Origin of the sequence: Metabacillus indicus (assembly GCF_046603695.1) — a bacterium.
GTDB lineage: Bacteria > Bacillota > Bacilli > Bacillales > Bacillaceae > Bacillus_P > Bacillus_P indicus.
In genome coordinates, this window is the sequence record NZ_CP176757.1 from 126,798 (window position 1) to 146,797 (window position 20,000).

General features: G+C 43.6%; 20 protein-coding genes and 1 other annotated feature. All 20 genes read left to right on the forward strand.

The genetic code is table 11. From position 1 onward, the window contains the following. Positions 1-46: 46 nt before the first annotated feature. The 20 genes from rpmG to rplB all read left to right on the forward strand — a co-directional run bounded on the left by rpmG (position 47) and on the right by rplB (position 19,946). Positions 47-196 carry a 50S ribosomal protein L33 gene (gene rpmG, locus ACK1LH_RS00670; protein ID WP_411334277.1) on the forward strand — a complete coding sequence of 50 codons (150 nt, stop codon included), beginning with the start codon at positions 47-49 and terminating at the stop codon, positions 194-196. A gap of 63 nt (positions 197-259) precedes the next feature. Next, the gene (gene secE, locus ACK1LH_RS00675) at positions 260-439 is read left to right on the forward strand and encodes a preprotein translocase subunit SecE (protein WP_029282861.1); all 180 of its coding nucleotides are present in this window, start codon (positions 260-262) and stop codon (positions 437-439) included. A 209-nt stretch (positions 440-648) separates the two neighbouring features. Further along, positions 649-1,182 carry a transcription termination/antitermination protein NusG gene (nusG, locus tag ACK1LH_RS00680; RefSeq protein ID WP_029282859.1) on the forward strand — a complete coding sequence of 178 codons (534 nt, stop codon included), beginning with the start codon at positions 649-651 and terminating at the stop codon, positions 1,180-1,182. A 171-nt stretch (positions 1,183-1,353) separates the two neighbouring features. Further along, entirely contained in the window at positions 1,354-1,779 is a 426-nt protein-coding gene (rplK, locus tag ACK1LH_RS00685; protein WP_029282857.1) for a 50S ribosomal protein L11, read from the forward strand. Positions 1,780-1,873: 94 nt separating this feature from the next. Beyond that, on the forward strand, positions 1,874-2,572 hold the full coding sequence (gene rplA / locus ACK1LH_RS00690) for a 50S ribosomal protein L1 (protein WP_029282855.1): 699 nt from the start codon (positions 1,874-1,876) through the stop codon (positions 2,570-2,572). Between the two features lie 49 nt (positions 2,573-2,621). Continuing rightward, positions 2,622-2,764: a sequence feature (ribosomal protein L10 leader region), on the forward strand. A gap of 53 nt (positions 2,765-2,817) precedes the next feature. Then, positions 2,818-3,318 (forward strand): 50S ribosomal protein L10, encoded by a 501-nt coding sequence (rplJ, locus tag ACK1LH_RS00695; protein ID WP_029282853.1) that lies wholly within the window; start codon positions 2,818-2,820, stop codon positions 3,316-3,318. 57 nt (positions 3,319-3,375) lie between these two features. Beyond that, positions 3,376-3,741: a 50S ribosomal protein L7/L12 gene (gene rplL / locus ACK1LH_RS00700; RefSeq protein ID WP_029282851.1), complete on the forward strand. Its 366-nt coding sequence runs from the start codon at positions 3,376-3,378 to the stop codon at positions 3,739-3,741. Positions 3,742-3,868: 127 nt separating this feature from the next. After that, positions 3,869-4,474 (forward strand): class I SAM-dependent methyltransferase, encoded by a 606-nt coding sequence (locus ACK1LH_RS00705; RefSeq protein WP_029282849.1) that lies wholly within the window; start codon positions 3,869-3,871, stop codon positions 4,472-4,474. Between the two features lie 259 nt (positions 4,475-4,733). Next, complete coding sequence (gene rpoB / locus ACK1LH_RS00710) at positions 4,734-8,315, forward strand: DNA-directed RNA polymerase subunit beta (protein ID WP_029282847.1); 3,582 nt, start codon at positions 4,734-4,736, stop codon at positions 8,313-8,315. 46 nt (positions 8,316-8,361) lie between these two features. Next, entirely contained in the window at positions 8,362-11,961 is a 3,600-nt protein-coding gene (gene rpoC / locus ACK1LH_RS00715) for a DNA-directed RNA polymerase subunit beta' (protein ID WP_029282845.1), read from the forward strand. Positions 11,962-12,087: 126 nt separating this feature from the next. Next, on the forward strand, positions 12,088-12,336 hold the full coding sequence (locus ACK1LH_RS00720) for a 50S ribosomal protein L7ae-like protein (RefSeq protein ID WP_029282843.1): 249 nt from the start codon (positions 12,088-12,090) through the stop codon (positions 12,334-12,336). Between the two features lie 108 nt (positions 12,337-12,444). Beyond that, positions 12,445-12,867: a 30S ribosomal protein S12 gene (gene rpsL, locus ACK1LH_RS00725; RefSeq protein WP_029282841.1), complete on the forward strand. Its 423-nt coding sequence runs from the start codon at positions 12,445-12,447 to the stop codon at positions 12,865-12,867. 51 nt (positions 12,868-12,918) lie between these two features. Continuing rightward, positions 12,919-13,389, forward strand: a complete 471-nt coding sequence (gene rpsG, locus ACK1LH_RS00730; protein WP_029282839.1) for a 30S ribosomal protein S7 — start codon at positions 12,919-12,921, stop codon at positions 13,387-13,389. 59 nt (positions 13,390-13,448) lie between these two features. Next, positions 13,449-15,527 (forward strand): elongation factor G, encoded by a 2,079-nt coding sequence (gene fusA / locus ACK1LH_RS00735; protein WP_029282837.1) that lies wholly within the window; start codon positions 13,449-13,451, stop codon positions 15,525-15,527. Positions 15,528-15,638: 111 nt separating this feature from the next. Further along, positions 15,639-16,829 (forward strand): elongation factor Tu, encoded by a 1,191-nt coding sequence (gene tuf, locus ACK1LH_RS00740; protein WP_029282835.1) that lies wholly within the window; start codon positions 15,639-15,641, stop codon positions 16,827-16,829. Between the two features lie 341 nt (positions 16,830-17,170). After that, entirely contained in the window at positions 17,171-17,479 is a 309-nt protein-coding gene (gene rpsJ / locus ACK1LH_RS00745) for a 30S ribosomal protein S10 (protein WP_029282834.1), read from the forward strand. Positions 17,480-17,521: 42 nt separating this feature from the next. After that, positions 17,522-18,148, forward strand: a complete 627-nt coding sequence (rplC, locus tag ACK1LH_RS00750) for a 50S ribosomal protein L3 (protein WP_029282832.1) — start codon at positions 17,522-17,524, stop codon at positions 18,146-18,148. Positions 18,149-18,175: 27 nt separating this feature from the next. Beyond that, positions 18,176-18,799, forward strand: a complete 624-nt coding sequence (rplD, locus tag ACK1LH_RS00755; protein ID WP_029282830.1) for a 50S ribosomal protein L4 — start codon at positions 18,176-18,178, stop codon at positions 18,797-18,799. Next, complete coding sequence (gene rplW / locus ACK1LH_RS00760; RefSeq protein ID WP_029282828.1) at positions 18,799-19,086, forward strand: 50S ribosomal protein L23; 288 nt, start codon at positions 18,799-18,801, stop codon at positions 19,084-19,086. The genes rplD and rplW overlap by 1 nt, the downstream gene beginning before the upstream one ends. A 29-nt stretch (positions 19,087-19,115) precedes the next feature. Continuing rightward, the gene (rplB, locus tag ACK1LH_RS00765) at positions 19,116-19,946 is read left to right on the forward strand and encodes a 50S ribosomal protein L2 (protein WP_029282826.1); all 831 of its coding nucleotides are present in this window, start codon (positions 19,116-19,118) and stop codon (positions 19,944-19,946) included. Positions 19,947-20,000: the final 54 nt, after the last annotated feature.

Here is a 20,000-nt window from a genome sequence, read left to right on the forward strand (position 1 = left end):
TGTTACATTTTTATAGAAAAAAGCAGGACTAGCGGAAGGTGTCGAAATGCGTAAGAAAGTATCTATGGCTTGCACAGACTGTGGAAGCAGAAACTACACAACGATGAAAAACACGTCAAGCACAGAAGAGCGTTTAGAATTCAAGAAATTTTGTAAAGCTTGCAACGCACATGCGGACCACCGTGAAACAAAGTAGCACTCATCACATGATTCTATATTTCTATGACAGGCTTTCTGAATTCTCTTGGAGGTAATGTACATGCAGCGTATTGTTAATTTTTTCAAAGATGTTTCCCGTGAAATGAAAAAGGTAAGCTGGCCAAAAGGCAAAGAACTGACGCGCTATACGATTACAGTTATTGCGACAGTAGCTTTTGCAGTTGTCTTTTTTGCCATCATCGACTACGGAATTTCATCGCTGATCCGCCTTGTATCTTAAAAATAAAGCGTCTGTTTTTGATTTCGTTTTATTTTATTGAATAATAGATAGAAAATCGTGCTATAATAGAGAATATTATTTTTCCGCAAAAACCCGTTCGACGGGTTTTTTCATTGTTTAAAAATAACAGTCAGCAGAAGAAAATAACCGCAGAGTGCAATATAAGAGTCAATATGCAGGGAGGGAATGGACAAATCGTCCTATAGAAGATGGAGAAAAACTGGTATGTAGTCCACACTTATTCCGGTTACGAGAATAAGGTTAAGGCCAATCTTGAAAAGCGTGTAGAATCAATGGGCATGCAGGATAAAATCTTCCGTGTCATCGTGCCGGAAGAAGAAGAAACAGATTTCAAAAACGGCAAAAAGAAAGTCACAAAGAAAAAAGTTTTCCCTGGCTATGTGCTTGTTGAGATCGTCATGACGGACGATTCATGGTACGTTGTCCGCAACACGCCGGGTGTTACAGGTTTCGTAGGATCAGCAGGATCGGGCTCTAAGCCGACGCCGCTTCTTCCTGAAGAGGTTGTAACAATTCTTAAGCATATGGGCATGGAAGAAAAACGCATTGAAGTCGACTTTGAACTAAAAGAGTCTGTCAAAGTAATAGACGGTCCTTTTGCCAACTTTACCGGATCAATTGAAGAGATTGACAAGGATAAAGGCAAAGTGAAAGTGCTTGTCAACATGTTCGGCCGCGAAACGCCGGTTGAGCTGGAATTTTCTCAAGTTGATAAATTATAAGAAAAAAACTTGAATTCGAAAACGAAAAGTGGTAATATTTCATAAGTCAGTATGTCTCGCTTTGCGGGGCATAAAACTTGATTATTTTCTATCATTCATATAAAGAATGACGACATGAGTGGGAGGGTACAAACCCTATTACCACATCACGGACTTAAGGAGGTGTGTCTCGTGGCTAAAAAAGTAATTAAAATGGTTAAGTTGCAAATTCCTGCTGGTAAAGCTAATCCAGCGCCGCCGGTTGGTCCTGCATTGGGTCAAGCTGGTGTTAACATCATGGGATTCTGTAAGGAGTTTAACGCTCGTACAGCTGATCAGGCTGGACTTATCATTCCTGTTGAAATTACGGTATTTGAAGACCGTTCATTTACATTTATTACAAAAACTCCGCCTGCTGCAGTATTGCTTAAGAAAGCAGCTGGAATTGAGTCTGGTTCTGGTGAACCAAACCGTAATAAAGTAGCAACAGTTAAGCGTGATAAAGTACGTGAAATTGCTGAAACAAAAATGCCTGACTTAAATGCAGCTAATGTTGAATCAGCTATGCGTATGGTTGAAGGTACTGCACGCAGCATGGGTATCGTCATCGAAGACTAATTGTTGTTTTTGTTTTAGGGGGTTGCGAGTTGCTTTTCGCAACCTTTATTCGTGGGAGGTTATTCCGCTAAAACCACTAAGGAGGAAATCTATAATGGCTAAAAGAGGTAAAAAGTACGTTGAAGCTGCTAAATTAGTAGACCGTGCTCAAGCTTACGGAGTTCAAGATGCAATTGAACTTGTAAAGAAAACAAACACAGCTAAATTTGATGCAACAGTTGAAGTTGCATTCCGTTTAGGCGTTGATCCACGTAAAAACGATCAGCAAATCCGCGGTGCAGTTGTTCTTCCAAACGGAACGGGCAAAACTCAGCGCGTACTTGTATTCGCTAAAGGCGAAAAAGCGAAGGAAGCAGAAGCTGCCGGAGCTGACTATGTTGGCGATGCTGACTACATCAACAAAATCCAGCAAGGCTGGTTCGACTTTGATGTAATCGTAGCTACTCCTGACATGATGGGTGAAGTTGGTAAACTTGGACGCGTCCTTGGACCAAAAGGCTTAATGCCAAACCCTAAAACTGGAACAGTTTCTTTTGACGTTGACAAAGCGGTAAAAGAAATCAAAGCCGGTAAAGTTGAATACCGCGTTGACAAAGCTGGAAACATCCACGTGCCAATCGGTAAAGTTTCTTTCGAAGACAGCAAGCTTGTTGAGAACTTCACAACAATCTTCGAAACACTTCTAAAAGCTAAGCCAGCTGCTGCAAAAGGTACTTACATGAAGAACGTTGCTGTTGCTTCTACTATGGGACCTGGCGTAAAAGTTGATGCTTCAAGTTTCGGCATTAAATAATAGTTGACATCTCAGTCACCTTTATATATAATCAAAAATGTTGTTTAACTAAATAACTTCATTTATACCGTAGACAGCAGGTGCTATCCATGCTTAATTTCCTGCCGAGGTGTATATATGTGAACTAGTAATTAGATCGCTTGTATATATACTGCCTCCATGTCTGACGTGGAGGCATTTCTTTTGATAAGAAAGAAACCGAACGGTATAAGTGCGGAATCTTAATTCTTACAGGAGGTGTACCAATGAGCAGCGCTATCGATACAAAAAAATCCATCGTAGAAGACATTACGGCTAAGTTTCGCGAGAGCAAAACGACAATCGTTGTTGACTACCGCGGTTTAACAGTTGCAGAAGTGACAGAACTTCGTAAAACTCTTCGTGATGCTGGCATCGAGTTCAAAGTTTACAAAAACACAATGACTCGCCGCGCAGTTGAAAATGTTGAACTTACTGGTCTTAATGACGCCCTTACAGGCCCAAATGCAATTGCATTCAGTAACGACGACGTAGTTGCTCCGGCTAAGATTCTTAACGACTTTGCTAAAAAGCATGACGCGTTAGAAATCAAAGCAGGTGTAATCGAAGGAAACATTGCGACAGTAGAGCAAATTAAAGCTCTTGCAGATCTTCCATCACGCGAAGGCTTGCTTTCTATGTTGCTTAGCGTACTTCAAGCTCCAATGCGCAATCTTGCACTTGCTGCTAAAGCAGTTGCAGATCAAAAGGAAGAGCAGGGAGCTTAATCTGATCGACCCGTACCAAAACAAAAAACTAATAGGTTTATAAGGAGGAAATATACAATGACTAAAGAACAAATCATTGAAGCAGTTAAAGAAATGACTGTTTTAGAACTTAACGACTTAGTTAAAGCAATCGAAGAAGAATTTGGCGTAACTGCAGCTGCTCCTGTAGCAATGGCTGGTGGCGCTGCTGGCGGCGAAGCTGCTGCTGAGCAAACTGAATTTGACGTGGTACTTGCTAGCGCTGGTGCACAAAAAATCAAAGTTATCAAAGTTGTACGTGAAATCACTGGCCTTGGCTTGAAAGAAGCTAAAGAACTAGTTGACAACACTCCAAAAGCTATCAAAGAAGGAATCGCTAAAGAAGAAGCTGAAGAAATCAAAGGCAAACTTGAAGAAGTTGGCGCTTCTGTAGAAGTTAAGTAATTCCTGAAAAGACAAAGCTCGCTTGAAATAACAGCGGGCTTTTTTTTCACGTTTGACACCAAATGTGAACGTGCAGGTATGAATGATTGCCTGTTTAGGTATACTCCTTTAACATGGAGGGGAAAAGATGACAAATCACTACTATTCACAGCAGCCGGAAGCTTTGAGTGACCGTAAGTCATGGACATATACGTTAAGAGGGAATTCCTTTCATTTTCAAAGCGATCGCGGCGTATTTTCCAAAAACGAAGTGGACTTTGGATCAAGACTGCTGATCAATACATTTGCTCTGCCAAAAACAGATGGTGATCTGCTTGATGTCGGCTGCGGCTACGGGCCGATTGGAATTGCACTTGCGAAGGAGTTCGGCGACCGCACAGTTGATATGATTGACATCAATGAAAGAGCAGTCCAGCTTGCAAAAGAAAATGCAGAGGCGAACGGTGTCAAAAATGTCCGTATCCGCACAAGCAATCTTTTTGAAAATGTTGATCCTTCAAAAAAATACGCGGCTATCCTTACCAACCCGCCAATCCGTGCCGGGAAAAAAACAGTGCACGAGATTTTTGAAAAAAGCTATCATTCTCTTTGTCCGGGAGGAGAGCTATGGGTGGTTATTCAGAAAAAGCAAGGTGCCCCGTCTGCTATGGCCAAGCTTTCTGAAATGTTTAAAGATGTCGCTGCAGTCAAAAAGGATAAAGGCTACTATATTATCAGGGCAGAAAAAGATTGACTCGAATTTTTGCCTATGTTAACATTATAAAATGCCAATATATATATTCCAGGAGTCTCTATTTTTTTGATTGAAATGTATAAATATAGGACAAATGGAAAAGATGTTAAAATCAATAGCACGTTTGACAAAAGTGGTTTTCTAATTATAGAGACCTTTTTATTTTTGTTTTCTCCTTGTATGTGTATTGGCAGCTGCTAGATTCATTTGCGGATACATATTACAAGTTCTATTACGCTTGATTTGAGGGGTGAAGCAGTTGACAGGTCAACTAGTTCAGTATGGACGACACCGCCAACGCAGAAGTTATGCACGCATTAGTGAAGTGTTAGAATTACCAAACCTTATCGAGATTCAAACCGCTTCCTATCAGTGGTTTCTTGATGAGGGCCTCAGAGAAATGTTCACGGACATCTCTCCAATTGAGGACTTCACTGGTAACCTCTCGCTGGAATTTATCGATTACAGTTTAGGTGATCCTAAATATTCAGTAGAGGAATCCAAAGAGCGCGATGTTACCTATTCTGCACCGCTTCGTGTAAAGGTGCGTTTAATTAACAAAGAAACTGGTGAAGTGAAAGATCAGGATGTATTCATGGGTGACTTCCCATTGATGACTGAAACAGGCACGTTCGTGATTAACGGCGCCGAGCGCGTTATCGTATCACAGCTTGTTCGTTCACCAAGTGTTTATTACAGCGGAAAAGTCGATAAAAATGGTAAAAAAGGCTTTACTGCTACTGTTATTCCAAACCGTGGTGCCTGGTTAGAGTACGAAACAGATGCTAAAGATGTTGCATATGTGCGCATTGATCGCACTCGGAAACTGCCGGTAACGGTTCTTTTGCGCGCTCTCGGCTTTGGTTCTGATCAGGAAATCGTTGATCTTTTCGGAGAAAACGAATACCTTCGCAATACGCTTGATAAAGACAACACAGAGAGCACAGAGAAAGCTCTTCTTGAAATCTACGAGCGTCTGCGCCCGGGCGAGCCGCCGACTGTCGACAATGCAAAAAGCCTTCTGGATTCCCGTTTCTTTGATCCGAAGCGCTATGACCTTGCGAGTGTCGGACGCTACAAAATCAATAAAAAACTTCACATTAAAAACCGCCTTTTCAACCAGCGTCTTGCTGAAACGTTAGTAGACCCTGAAACTGGCGAAATCATTGCAGAAAAAGATACGTTAATTGATAGACGCACACTTGACCGGATCATTCCGAACCTTGAGAGCGGCGTCGGCTTTAAAACCATCACGCCATCAGGCGGAGTAGTAGAAGAAGATGTGACGCTTCAGTCCGTTAAAATCTATGCTCCAATCGATCAAGAAGGCGAAAAAGTCATTAACGTAATCAGCAATGCTTATGTTGAAGAAAATGTGAAAAATATCACGCCTGCAGATATCCTTTCTTCTATCAGCTACTTCTTCAACCTGCTGCATGGAGTTGGGGATACAGACGACATCGACCATCTTGGAAACCGCCGTCTTCGTTCTGTAGGAGAACTCCTTCAAAACCAATTCCGAATCGGACTTTCCCGTATGGAGCGTGTTGTCCGCGAGAGAATGTCGATTCAGGATACAAATACAATTACACCTCAGCAGCTTATTAACATTCGTCCTGTTATTGCATCCATTAAAGAGTTCTTCGGAAGCTCACAGCTTTCCCAGTTCATGGATCAGACGAATCCGCTTGCTGAATTAACGCATAAACGCCGTCTTTCTGCACTTGGACCCGGTGGTTTGACGCGTGAGCGCGCAGGCTTTGAAGTCCGTGACGTTCACTACTCTCACTACGGCCGCATGTGTCCGATCGAAACTCCTGAGGGACCGAACATCGGTCTGATCAACTCTCTGTCTTCGTATGCAAAAGTAAACCGTTTCGGTTTCATTGAAACGCCGTACAGACGCGTAGACCCGGAGACCGGCAAAGTAACTGCACGAATTGATTATCTGACAGCAGATGAAGAGGATAACTATGTAGTCGCACAGGCGAACGCACGCCTTGCTGATGACGGCTCTTTCCTTGATGAAGATATCGTTTCCCGTTTCCGCGGTGAAAACACGGTCATGTCACGTGACAGAATGGACTACATGGATGTATCTCCAAAGCAGGTTGTATCTGCAGCGACAGCATGTATTCCGTTCCTTGAAAACGATGACTCCAACCGTGCCCTCATGGGAGCGAACATGCAGCGTCAGGCAGTTCCGCTTATGAATCCTGAATCTCCAATTGTCGGAACAGGCATGGAGTATGTATCAGGAAAAGATTCGGGTGCTGCTGTAATCTGTAAATTCCCTGGTGTTGTTGAGAAAGTTGAAGCTAAAAACATCTGGGTGCGCCGCTATGAAGATGTGGACGGCGTTAAAACAAAAGGCAACCTTGATAAGTACAGCCTTCTGAAGTTCATCCGTTCTAACCAAGGTACGTGCTACAACCAGCGTCCGATTGTAAGTGTTGGCGATGAAGTTGTAAAAGGCGAAATCCTTGCTGACGGACCTTCAATGGAACTGGGCGAACTTGCACTTGGACGCAACGTAATGGTTGCATTCATGACATGGGACGGCTACAACTATGAAGATGCCATCATCATGAGCAGACGTCTTGTAAAAGATGATGTATACACGTCTATTCATATTGAAGAATATGAATCAGAGTCCCGTGATACAAAGCTTGGACCGGAAGAAATTACGCGCGACATCCCGAACGTAGGGGAAGATGCCCTTCGCAATCTTGATGACCGCGGTATTATCCGTGTCGGTGCAGAAGTAAAAGACGGAGACCTGCTTGTTGGTAAAGTAACACCTAAAGGGGTTACGGAACTTACAGCCGAGGAACGTCTGCTTCATGCAATCTTCGGTGAAAAAGCAAGAGAAGTCCGCGATACTTCCCTTCGTGTTCCTCACGGAGGCGGCGGAATCGTTCTTGATGTAAAAGTATTCAACCGCGAAGACGGTGATGAGCTTCCTCCTGGCGTAAACCAGCTAGTCCGCGCATATATCGTTCAGAAGCGTAAAATTTCTGAAGGCGATAAAATGGCCGGACGACATGGTAACAAAGGGGTTATCTCAAGAATCCTTCCTGAAGAAGATATGCCTTATCTTCCAGACGGAACTCCGGTTGATATCATGCTTAACCCGCTTGGTGTACCATCCCGTATGAACATCGGTCAGGTACTTGAGCTTCATCTTGGAATGGCAGCGCGCAAACTAGGCATGCATGTAGCATCCCCGGTATTTGATGGCGCCCGTGAAGAAGATGTATGGTCAACACTTGAAGAAGCCGGTATGGCGCGAGATGCCAAAACCGTCCTTTACGACGGCCGTACAGGTGAACCGTTTGATAACCGTGTATCAGTTGGAATCATGTACATGATCAAACTTGCCCACATGGTAGACGATAAATTACATGCCCGTTCAACAGGTCCATACTCACTTGTTACGCAGCAGCCTCTTGGCGGTAAAGCCCAGTTCGGCGGACAGCGTTTCGGAGAGATGGAAGTATGGGCGCTTGAAGCTTATGGCGCTGCTTATACTCTTCAGGAAATTCTTACTGTTAAGTCAGATGACGTTGTCGGACGTGTTAAAACGTATGAAGCGATTGTCAAAGGCGAAAATGTACCGGAGCCGGGAGTTCCAGAGTCATTCAAAGTATTGATCAAAGAACTTCAAAGTTTAGGTATGGACGTTAAGATTCTTTCAGGCGATGAACAGGAAATCGAAATGAGAGATCTTGAAGACGATGAAGAAGGACAGCAGTCAGAAGGTTTATCCCTGAATGATCAGCCGGATGATCTTTCATCAGCAGCAATGGAAAAAGAAAAAGACGCAGTTACGAAAGAATAGTAAGCAATAAGGGTAAAACCTGAAGACGAAAAGGGAGGTAGGCCCCTTGCTAGATGTAAATAACTTTGAGTATATGAACATCGGTCTCGCATCACCCGATAAAATCCGCTCGTGGTCATTCGGTGAAGTGAAGAAACCAGAAACGATTAACTATCGTACGTTAAAACCAGAAAAAGACGGTTTATTCTGTGAGCGCATTTTCGGTCCTACAAAGGACTGGGAATGTCATTGCGGAAAATACAAACGAGTACGCTATAAAGGCGTAGTCTGTGACCGATGCGGAGTCGAAGTGACTCGTGCAAAGGTTCGCCGTGAGCGTATGGGGCACATTGAGCTTGCTGCCCCAGTCTCACACATTTGGTATTTCAAAGGGATCCCGAGCCGCATGGGACTTGTTCTTGACATGTCACCTCGTGCTCTCGAAGAAGTTATCTATTTTGCTTCTTACGTCGTAACGGAAACCGGCGATACGCCTCTTGAAAAGAAACAGCTTCTTTCCGAGAAAGAATATCGTGCTTACCGTGACAAATACAGCTCGTCGTTCCAGGCTGCAATGGGAGCAGAAGCGATCAAAAAGCTTCTTTCAGACATTGACCTTGATAAAGAGGTAGACCAGCTTAAAGAAGAGCTTAAAACGTCACAGGGACAGCGCAGAACACGTGCCATCAAGCGACTTGAAGTGCTTGAAGCATTCCGTAATTCAGGAAATGAGCCATCATGGATGATCCTTGATGTGCTTCCGGTTATTCCTCCTGAGCTGCGCCCGATGGTTCAGCTTGACGGCGGACGTTTTGCAACGTCTGACTTGAATGACCTTTACCGCCGTGTTATTAACCGCAACAACCGCTTAAAGCGTCTATTGGACCTTGGTGCTCCGAGCATCATCGTTCAAAATGAAAAGCGCATGCTTCAGGAAGCGGTCGATGCATTAATTGATAACGGACGCCGCGGCCGTCCTGTAACCGGACCGGGTAACCGTCCGCTTAAATCACTTTCACACATGCTGAAAGGGAAACAGGGACGTTTCCGTCAGAACCTTCTTGGAAAACGTGTTGACTATTCAGGCCGTTCGGTTATCGTTGTAGGTCCGAACCTGAAAATGTACCAATGCGGACTTCCTAAAGAAATGGCACTTGAACTTTTCAAGCCTTTCGTAATGAAGGAGCTAGTTGAAAAAGGCCTTGCACACAATATTAAAAGTGCAAAGCGTAAAATAGAACGCGTATCTCCTGAAGTATGGGATGTATTAGAGTCTGTTATCCGCGAGCACCCAGTGCTGTTAAACCGCGCACCGACTCTTCACAGACTTGGTATTCAGGCATTCGAACCGACACTTGTAGAAGGACGCGCAATCCGCCTTCATCCTCTTGTATGTACAGCTTACAACGCTGACTTTGACGGTGACCAAATGGCGGTTCACGTACCGCTTTCAGCTGAAGCTCAGGCAGAGGCCCGAATCCTTATGCTTGCAGCGCAGAACATCCTGAATCCTAAGGATGGTAAGCCGGTTGTTACACCTTCTCAGGATATGGTTCTTGGAAACTACTACCTGACACTTGAGCGCGAAGGTGCTGTTGGGGAAGGTATGGTCTTTAAAGATACAAATGAAGCACTTCTTGCCTATCAGAACGGCTATGTGCATCTTCATACCCGTATTGCTGTTCAAGCAAGCTCTCTGCCGAATGAATCATTTACAGATGAGCAGCGCAAAAAGCTTCTTGTAACAACAGTCGGAAAATTGATCTTCAATGAAATTCTTCCTCCTTCATTCCCGTACATGAATGAACCGACGAAGAGCAACATTGAAGATGAAACACCGGAAAAGTTCTTTATTGATGCAAATGTGAATGTCAAAGAATTCATCCAGAGCCAGGAGGTTATTTCTCCGTTCAAAAAAGGAATTCTTGGTAAGATCATTGCTGAAATCTTTAAGAAATTCCACATTACCGAAACATCCAAAATGCTTGACCGCATGAAGGATCTTGGTTTCAGATATTCTACAAAAGCCGGTATTACGGTTGGTGTGTCTGACATCATCGTACTTCGGGAGAAAGAAGAAATCCTTAAAGAAGCTCAGGCTAAAGTTGATAATGTTCTTAAACAGTTCAAACGCGGTCTGATTACAGAAGAAGAGCGCTATGAACGCGTCATCTCTATCTGGAGTGCTTCTAAAGACGTTATTCAAGGCAAGCTGATGGCTTCCCTGGATAAACGCAACCCAATCTTTATGATGAGTGATTCCGGAGCCCGTGGTAACGCATCTAACTTTACGCAGCTTGCCGGAATGCGCGGACTGATGGCCAACCCGGCCGGACGTATTATCGAACTTCCGATCAAATCAAGTTTCCGTGAAGGCTTAACAGTTCTTGAGTACTTTATCTCTACGCATGGTGCCCGTAAAGGTCTTGCGGATACAGCCCTTAAGACAGCTGACTCAGGTTACTTGACAAGACGTCTTGTTGACGTTGCCCAGGATGTTATCATCCGTGATGAAGACTGCGGAACTGACCGCGGAATTCTGACACGTTCAATTAAAGAAGGAACAGAAATTATCGAGCATCTTGAAGAGCGCCTTATCGGACGCTATGCTCGCAAAACGCTGAAACATCCTGAAACAGGTGAAGTGATTGTTGAGGAAAATGATCTGATTACAGAAGATCTTGCTCATACAATTGTGGAACTTGGTATTGAGGAAGTCTGGATCCGTTCTGCATTTACGTGTAACACACGCCACGGCGTATGTAAAAAATGCTATGGACGCAATCTTGCTACCGGAACAGAAGTTGAAGTGGGAGAAGCAGTCGGTATCATCGCTGCCCAGTCAATCGGTGAGCCGGGAACTCAGCTTACAATGCGTACGTTCCATACAGGCGGTGTTGCCGGAGACGACATCACTCAAGGTTTGCCTCGTATTCAGGAGCTGTTCGAAGCGCGTAACCCTAAAGGTCAGGCGACAATTTCCGAAATTGACGGTGTTGTTGTTGAGATTAATGAAGTACGCGACAGACAGCAGGAAATCGTCATCAAAGGCGACGTTGAAACACGCACGTACACAGCTGCTTACAATGCAAGACTGAAAGTTGCTGAAGGTGACCAGATCAGACACGGCCAGGAGCTGACTGAAGGTTCGATTGATCCTAAAGAATTGCTCAAGGTGACAGATCTCACGTCTGTTCAGGAATACCTGCTTCGTGAAGTGCAGAAAGTATACCGCATGCAAGGGGTAGAGATCGGTGACAAACACGTAGAAGTAATGGTTCGCCAGATGCTTCGCAAAGTAAGAGTAATGGATGCTGGAGATACAGATGTATTGCCGGGCACATTGCTGGATGTTCACCAATTTACGGATGCCAACAAGAAAGTGCTTCTTGACGGCAAGCGCCCTGCTACAGGACGTCCGATCCTTCTTGGTATCACGAAAGCTTCTCTTGAAACAGATTCATTCCTGTCTGCTGCATCGTTCCAGGAAACAACTCGTGTCCTGACAGATGCTGCAATCAAAGGAAAACGTGATGAACTTCTCGGCCTGAAAGAAAATGTAATCATCGGTAAGCTTGTACCTGCCGGAACAGGAATGCAGCGCTACAGACGCGTTAATCCGATTCCGCGTACACAGCCTGAAGGTGAAACAATACCTGCAGAGTAACTAACTGAAGAAGAGATGGGTGAATCCAGAAAAATGTTTCACTGATCTGGTTGACATCCATCTCTTACGATGTTAGTATATCCTAGGTGCTTAATTAAAACCTGTTGCTTTGGAGGATGTATTTATATGTCTTATGAAAAAGTATCGCAGGCACATAAAGTAATCGTTGGTACGAAGCAAACAGTAAAAGCTCTAAAGCTTGGCCAGGTAAAGGAACTGGTTGTTGCTGAAGATGCAGATCCAAGGATTGTGAAACCAGTCATTGAACTTGCAGAACAGAAGAACATTTCCCTTCACATGGTCGACTCTATGAAAAAGCTTGGAAAAGCTTGCGGAATAGAAGTTGGAGCCGTAACTGTAGCTATTATCAATTAAAAACCGTTTTTGCCAAGAGTGACAAACTCTCTGCAAAAACTTTGTTTTTGCCCAAATATGAACCACCTGGATGTGTGGTATTAAACATTAAGAGAGGAGGACATAAACATGCCTACTATTAACCAGCTAGTTCGCAAAGGACGCGTAAGCAAAGTTGAAAAATCAACTTCTCCTGCACTGAACAAAGGTTACAACAGCTTCAAAAAAGAGCAGACTAACACTTCATCACCGCAAAAACGCGGAGTATGTACTCGTGTTGGTACAATGACACCGAAGAAACCGAACTCGGCTCTTCGTAAATACGCTCGTGTACGCCTGACTAACGGAATCGAGGTTACTGCCTACATTCCAGGTATCGGACACAACCTGCAAGAGCACAGTGTTGTACTTATCCGCGGCGGACGTGTAAAAGATTTACCGGGTGTACGTTACCACATCGTTCGCGGTGCGCTTGACACTGCAGGTGTTGACAAACGTATGCAAGGCCGCTCTAAATACGGTACAAAACGCCCAAAAGCACCAAAAAAATAATGCCTTAAGTCATATATCACTTAAGTATATCGCATGAAGGGAGGATATAACATGCCACGTAAAGGTCCTGTTACAAAAAGAGACGTATTGCCAGATCCACTTTACAACTCAAAGCTTGTTAGTCGTCTAATCAACAGAATTATGGTTGACGGTAAGAGAGGTAAAGCACAAACTATTCTTTACACTGCTTTTGACATCGTGAAAGAGCGTTCAGGTAAAGAAGCAATTGAAGTGTTCGAGCAAGCACTTAAAAACATCATGCCAGTTCTTGAGGTAAGAGCTCGTCGTGTGGGTGGTGCAAACTATCAAGTACCTGTTGAAGTTCGCCCTGACCGCCGTACAACTCTTGGTCTTCGCTGGTTAGTAAACTACGCTCGTCTTCGCGGAGAGAAAACGATGGAAGAGCGTTTAGCTAACGAGATTCTTGATGCTGCCAACAACACTGGTTCATCAGTTAAGAAGCGTGAAGACACTCACAAAATGGCTGAAGCTAACAAAGCATTCGCTCACTACCGCTGGTAGGATTCAATATAAACCAATAACTATACTAATCCTTATAAAAGGAAGGAGAAAAGACCCCAATGGCAAGAGAGTTCTCCTTAGACAAAACTCGTAATATCGGCATCATGGCTCACATCGATGCCGGTAAAACGACGACTACTGAACGTGTACTTTTCTACACTGGACGTATTCACAAAATTGGTGAGACACACGAAGGTGCGTCTCAAATGGACTGGATGGAGCAGGAGCAGGAGCGTGGAATCACGATCACTTCTGCTGCTACAACTGCTCAGTGGAAAGGCCATCGCGTAAACATCATCGATACACCTGGACACGTAGACTTCACAGTTGAAGTTGAACGTTCACTTCGTGTACTTGATGGTGCTGTAGCAGTACTTGATGCACAATCAGGTGTTGAGCCTCAAACTGAAACAGTATGGCGCCAGGCAACAACTTACGGAGTACCGCGTGTAGTATTCGTTAACAAAATGGATAAAATCGGTGCGGATTTCTTATACTCTGTAAAAACATTGCATGACCGTCTTGAAGCAAATGCTCATCCAATTCAGCTTCCAATCGGTGCTGAAGATCAATTCGAAGGAATTATCGATCTTGTAGATAACGTAGCATACTTCTACGAAGATGATCTTGGAACTCGTTCTGAGGCTAAAGAAATTCCTGAAGAGTATAAAGATCTTGCTGAAGAGTGGCGCGGCAAGCTTGTAGAAGCTGTTGCTGAACTTGACGAAGAGCTTATGATGAAATACCTTGAGGGTGAAGAGCTTACAATCGATGAATTGAAAGCTGGAATCCGTAAAGGTACAGTAAATGTAGAATTCTACCCAGTTATCTGCGGATCTGCATTTAAAAACAAAGGTGTACAGTTAATGCTTGACGCAGTTCTTGATTACCTGCCATCACCTCTTGATGTACCTGCAATCAAAGGTATCACTCCTGACACAGAAGAAGAAGTAATCCGCGAATCAAGCGATGAGGGTCCTTTCTCAGCACTTGCATTCAAAGTTATGACTGACCCTTATGTTGGGAAACTTACATTCTTCCGCGTATATTCAGGTGTTCTTAACTCTGGATCTTACGTACAAAACTCAACGAAAGGCAAGCGTGAGCGTGTAGGACGTATCCTGCAAATGCATGCTAACTCTCGTGAGGAAATCTCTACTGTATATGCTGGTGACATCGCTGCTGCTGTAGGTCTTAAAGACACTACAACTGGTGATACTCTATGTGATGAAAAGAGCCTTGTTATCTTGGAATCAATGGAATTCCCAGAGCCGGTTATCTCGCTTTCAGTTGAGCCAAAATCAAAAGCTGACCAAGACAAAATGTCTACAGCTTTATCTAAGCTTTCTGAAGAAGATCCAACTTTCAAAGCTCACACTGACACTGAAACAGGTCAAACGATCATCTCTGGTATGGGTGAACTTCACCTTGATATCATTGTTGACCGTATGAGACGTGAATTCAAAGTTGAAGCTAACGTTGGTGCTCCTCAGGTTGCATACCGTGAAACTTTCCGCGGATCTGCGAAAGTTGAAGGTAAGTTTGCACGCCAATCCGGTGGACGCGGTCAATTCGGACACGTTTGGATCGAATTCGAACCAAATGAAGAAGGAAAAGGCTTTGAGTTCCACAACAAAATCGTCGGCGGTGTTGTTCCTCGTGAATACATCCCAGCGGTTGGAGCAGGCTTAGAAGACTCCATGAAAAATGGTGTTCTTGCAGGCTACCCGCTAATCGATGTTAAAGCATCATTAGTAGACGGTTCTTACCATGATGTTGACTCAAGTGAGATGGCGTTTAAAATTGCTGCATCTATGGCACTTAAAAACGCTGTATCTAAGTGTAACCCTGTTATTCTTGAGCCTGTTATGAAGGTTGAAGTAGTTATCCCTGATGAGTACATGGGAGATATCATGGGTGATATCACTTCTCGCCGCGGTCGCGTTGAAGGCATGGAAGCTCGCGGAAACGCTCAAGTAGTACGTGCTATGGTACCACTTTCTGAAATGTTTGGATATGCAACTGCACTTCGTTCAAACACTCAAGGACGCGGAACATTCTCTATGCACTTTGATCACTACGAAGAGGTTCCAAAATCAATTTCTGAAGAAATTATCAAAAAAAATAAAGGTGAATAATTGATTTTCACTCTTTATTAAAGTATAACTACTTATGTATGTATAGAAAGTGGACAACGTTCACTTTCTGAAATCTATATAATCAATCATGACTCTAAGGAGGAATTTAGAATGGGTAAAGAAAAATTCGACCGTTCCAAAACGCATGCCAATATCGGTACAATTGGACACGTTGACCACGGTAAAACAACTCTAACAGCTGCAATTACAACTGTACTTGCAAAACGTAGCGGTAAAGGTGCTGCAATGGCATACGACATGATCGATGCTGCTCCTGAAGAGCGCGAGCGCGGAATCACAATCTCAACTGCACACGTTGAGTACGAAACTGACACTCGTCACTATGCACACGTTGACTGCCCAGGACATGCTGACTATGTTAAAAACATGATCACTGGTGCTGCACAAATGGACGGCGGAATCCTAGTTGTTTCTGCTTCTGACGGCCCAATGCCACAAACTCGTGAGCACATCCTTCTTTCTCGTCAAGTAGGTGTACCTTACCTTGTAGTATTCATGAACAAATGCGACATGGTAGACGACGAAGAGCTTCTTGAGCTAGTTGAAATGGAAGTACGCGACCTTCTTTCTGAGTATGACTTCCCTGGCGATGACATCCCAGTAATCAAAGGTTCTGCTCTTAAAGCTCTAGAAGGCGAAGCTGAGTGGGAAGAGAAAATCGTTGAGCTTATGAACGCTGTTGACGAGTACATCCCAACACCAGCTCGTGACACTGAAAAGCCATTCATGATGCCTGTTGAGGACGTATTCTCAATCACTGGCCGTGGAACAGTTGCTACTGGACGCGTTGAGCGTGGAGTAGTTAAAGTTGGAGATGTTATCGACATCATCGGCTTCACTGAAGAGCCAAAATCAACAACTGTAACAGGTGTTGAAATGTTCCGTAAGCTTCTTGACTATGCAGAAGCTGGCGACAACATCGGTGCACTTCTTCGTGGGGTTTCTCGCGACGACATCCAACGTGGACAAGTTCTTGCTAAGCCAAAAACAATCACTCCACACACTAAATTTAAATCAGAAGTTTACGTTCTTTCAAAAGAAGAGGGTGGACGTCACACTCCATTCTTCTCTAACTACCGCCCACAGTTCTACTTCCGTACTACGGACGTAACTGGTATCATCCAACTTCCAGAAGGCGTTGAGATGGTTATGCCTGGCGATAACATCGAAATGACTGTTGAACTTATCGCTCCAATCGCGATTGAAGAAGGTACTAAATTCTCAATCCGTGAAGGCGGTCGTACAGTAGGCGCTGGTGTTGTAGCTACAATCACTGAGTAATCCTGCTACTTAAGAAGACGAGCATTCGTGCTCGTCTTTTTTTGTTTCTTCTATATATAGTAGAAATGATTTGAGCTTAAAAAACGAAAACTTTTCCAGCTGCTGATCCCCCTTGTTTTTACCTGTTGATGTATGTATAATAGGAAAAGTGCGCAAGAAAGTAAAAACATAATTTTTATCTTGCATTGGGCGCAAAATTTCTATATAATAGACAATGTTGGTCTTTGACTGCGATGAAGTAGGAGGTTGCCGATACACACGGCCGCTTTGCCATGGCGAGTGTACGGAAAATTTCTACGGAGAAAGTCTATTTTAAAAGTAGGCGAAAAGGAGGGAAAATAATGGCAAAACAAAAAATTCGTATTCGTTTAAAAGCATATGATCACAGAATTCTTGATCAATCTGCTGAAAAGATCGTTGAAACAGCAAAACGTTCAGGTGCTAACGTTTCTGGTCCGATCCCGTTGCCAACTGAAAAATCGATTTACACGATTCTTCGTGCGGTACACAAATACAAAGATTCACGTGAGCAGTTCGAAATGCGCACACACAAACGTTTAATCGATATCATCAACCCAACACCACAAACTGTTGATGCATTGATGAGATTAGACCTGCCATCAGGCGTTGACATTGAAATCAAACTTTAATTTCAAAAAATAGATTTTATAACATTATAGGAGGTGTGACTAATGACCAAAGGAATCTTAGGTAAAAAAATCGGTATGACTCAAGTGTTTACTGAAAAAGGTGATCTTATCCCGGTAACAGTAATTGAGGCTGCTGAAAACGTAGTTCTTCAAATCAAGACTGTTGAAAGCGACGGCTATGCTGCTGTTCAAGTTGGTTTCTCAAACAAACGTGAAAAGCTTTCTAACAAGCCTGCAAAAGGACACGTTGCAAAAGCTAATACTGCACCTAAGCGCTTCGTAAGGGAGTTCCGCGGAGAAGCTGGTGAGTATGAAGTTGGTCAGGAAGTCAAAGTTGATATTTTCTCTGCTGGAGATACAGTAGATGTAACAGGAATCTCAAAGGGTAAAGGTTTCCAAGGCTCTATCAAGCGCCATAACCAATCTCGCGGACCTATGTCACATGGTTCTCGTTACCACCGTCGCCCAGGTTCAATGGGTCCTGTTGCTCCTAACCGAGTATTCAAAAACAAATTATTGCCAGGCCGCATGGGTGGAGAGCAAGTAACTGTTCAAAACCTTGAGATCGTGAAAGTTGACGCTGAGCGTAACCTTCTATTGATCAAAGGTAACGTACCTGGTCCTAAAAAATCACTAATCACAGTGAAAAAGGCTGTTAAATCTAACTAATTTTTCTAAGAAAGGAGGAATTCGATAATGCCGAAAGTAGCATTATTAAACCAAAGCGGATCAAACGTTGGTGAAATCGAACTAAATGATTCTGTATTTGGTATCGAACCTAATCAGCACGTTTTATTTGATGCGGTTATCATGCAAAGAGCTTCTTTGCGTCAAGGAAACCACAAAGTAAAGAATCGTTCAGAAGTTAGAGGCGGAGGTCGCAAGCCTTGGCGCCAAAAAGGTACTGGACGCGCTCGTCAAGGATCTATCCGCTCACCACAATGGCGCGGCGGTGGTATCGTATTCGGTCCAACACCACGCAGCTATGCTTACAAATTACCTAAAAAAGTTCGCCGCTTAGCGATCAAATCAGCTTTATCTACAAAGGTACAAGAGAACAACATTCTAGTATTAGAAGATCTTCTAATGAATGCTCCTAAAACAAAAGAAATGACTGCTCTACTTGCAGGACTTTCAATTGAAAAGAAAGCATTGATCGTTACTGCTGATGTGAACGAATCTGTTGCACTATCTGCACGTAACATCCCTGGCATTACAGTTCTTGAAGCTAATTCTATTAATGTACTTGATGTACTTAACCATGAAAAGCTTGTTATTACGAAAGCAGCGGTGCAAAAAGTAGAGGAGGTGCTTGCATAATGAAAGATCCTCGTGATATTATTAAGCGCCCCGTAATCACTGAACTTTCAACGGACTTAATGACTGAGAAAAAGTACACGTTTGAAGTTGACGTTCGTGCTAACAAAACTCAAGTGAAAGATGCTATTGAAGCAATCTTTGGCGTAAAAGTGGAGAAAGTTAACGTTCTTAACTACAAAGGCAAATATAAGCGTGTAGGTCGTTACACAGGTCTTACTAATAAACGCAAAAAAGCAGTTGTTAAACTAACAGCTGACAGCAAAGAAATCGAATTATTCGAAGTCTAATTCATTATTTAAGATAGGAGGGAAACGAGATGGCGATTAAAAAGTACAAACCAACCTCAAATGGTCGTCGCGGCATGACTGTTTCTGATTTCGCTGAGATTACTACAGACAAACCGGAAAAGTCATTACTTGCGCCTGTACACAGAAAAGGCGGTCGTAACAACCAAGGTAAAATTACTGTACGTCATCAAGGCGGCGGTCACAAACGTCAATACCGTATTATCGACTTCAAACGCGATAAAGATGGTATACCAGGACGCGTTGCTACAATCGAGTATGATCCGAACCGTTCTGCAAACATTGCACTTATCCACTATGCAGATGGTGAGAAAAGATATATCCTTGCTCCAAAAAACCTTGAAGTAGGTTTACAAGTTGTTTCTGGACCAGAGGCTGATATTAAAGTAGGAAATGCACTTCCACTTCAAAATATCCCTGTAGGTACAGTTATTCACAACATCGAACTTAAACCAGGCAAAGGCGGACAATTAGTACGTTCTGCTGGTACTTCTGCACAGGTTCTTGGTAAAGAAGGCAAATACGTTCTTGTTCGTTTGAATTCTGGTGAGGTTCGCATGATCCTTGCTACTTGCCGCGCTACTGTTGGTCAAGTAGGAAACGAGCAGCATGAACTTATCAACATCGGTAAAGCTGGACGCTCTCGCTGGTTAGGTATCAGACCTACAGTTCGCGGTTCTGTAATGAACCCTAACGATCACCCACACGGTGGTGGTGAAGGTCGTGCTCCAATCGGACGTAAGTCTCCAATGACTCCTTGGGGTAAACCAACTCTTGGTTACAAAACTCGCAAGAAGACAAACAAGTCCGATAAATTCATCGTACGTCGTCGTAAAAAATAACGTGATGGTTCTACGGTTCGAAGGAACCGTAGCGCAATCGCGAAGGGAGGTACA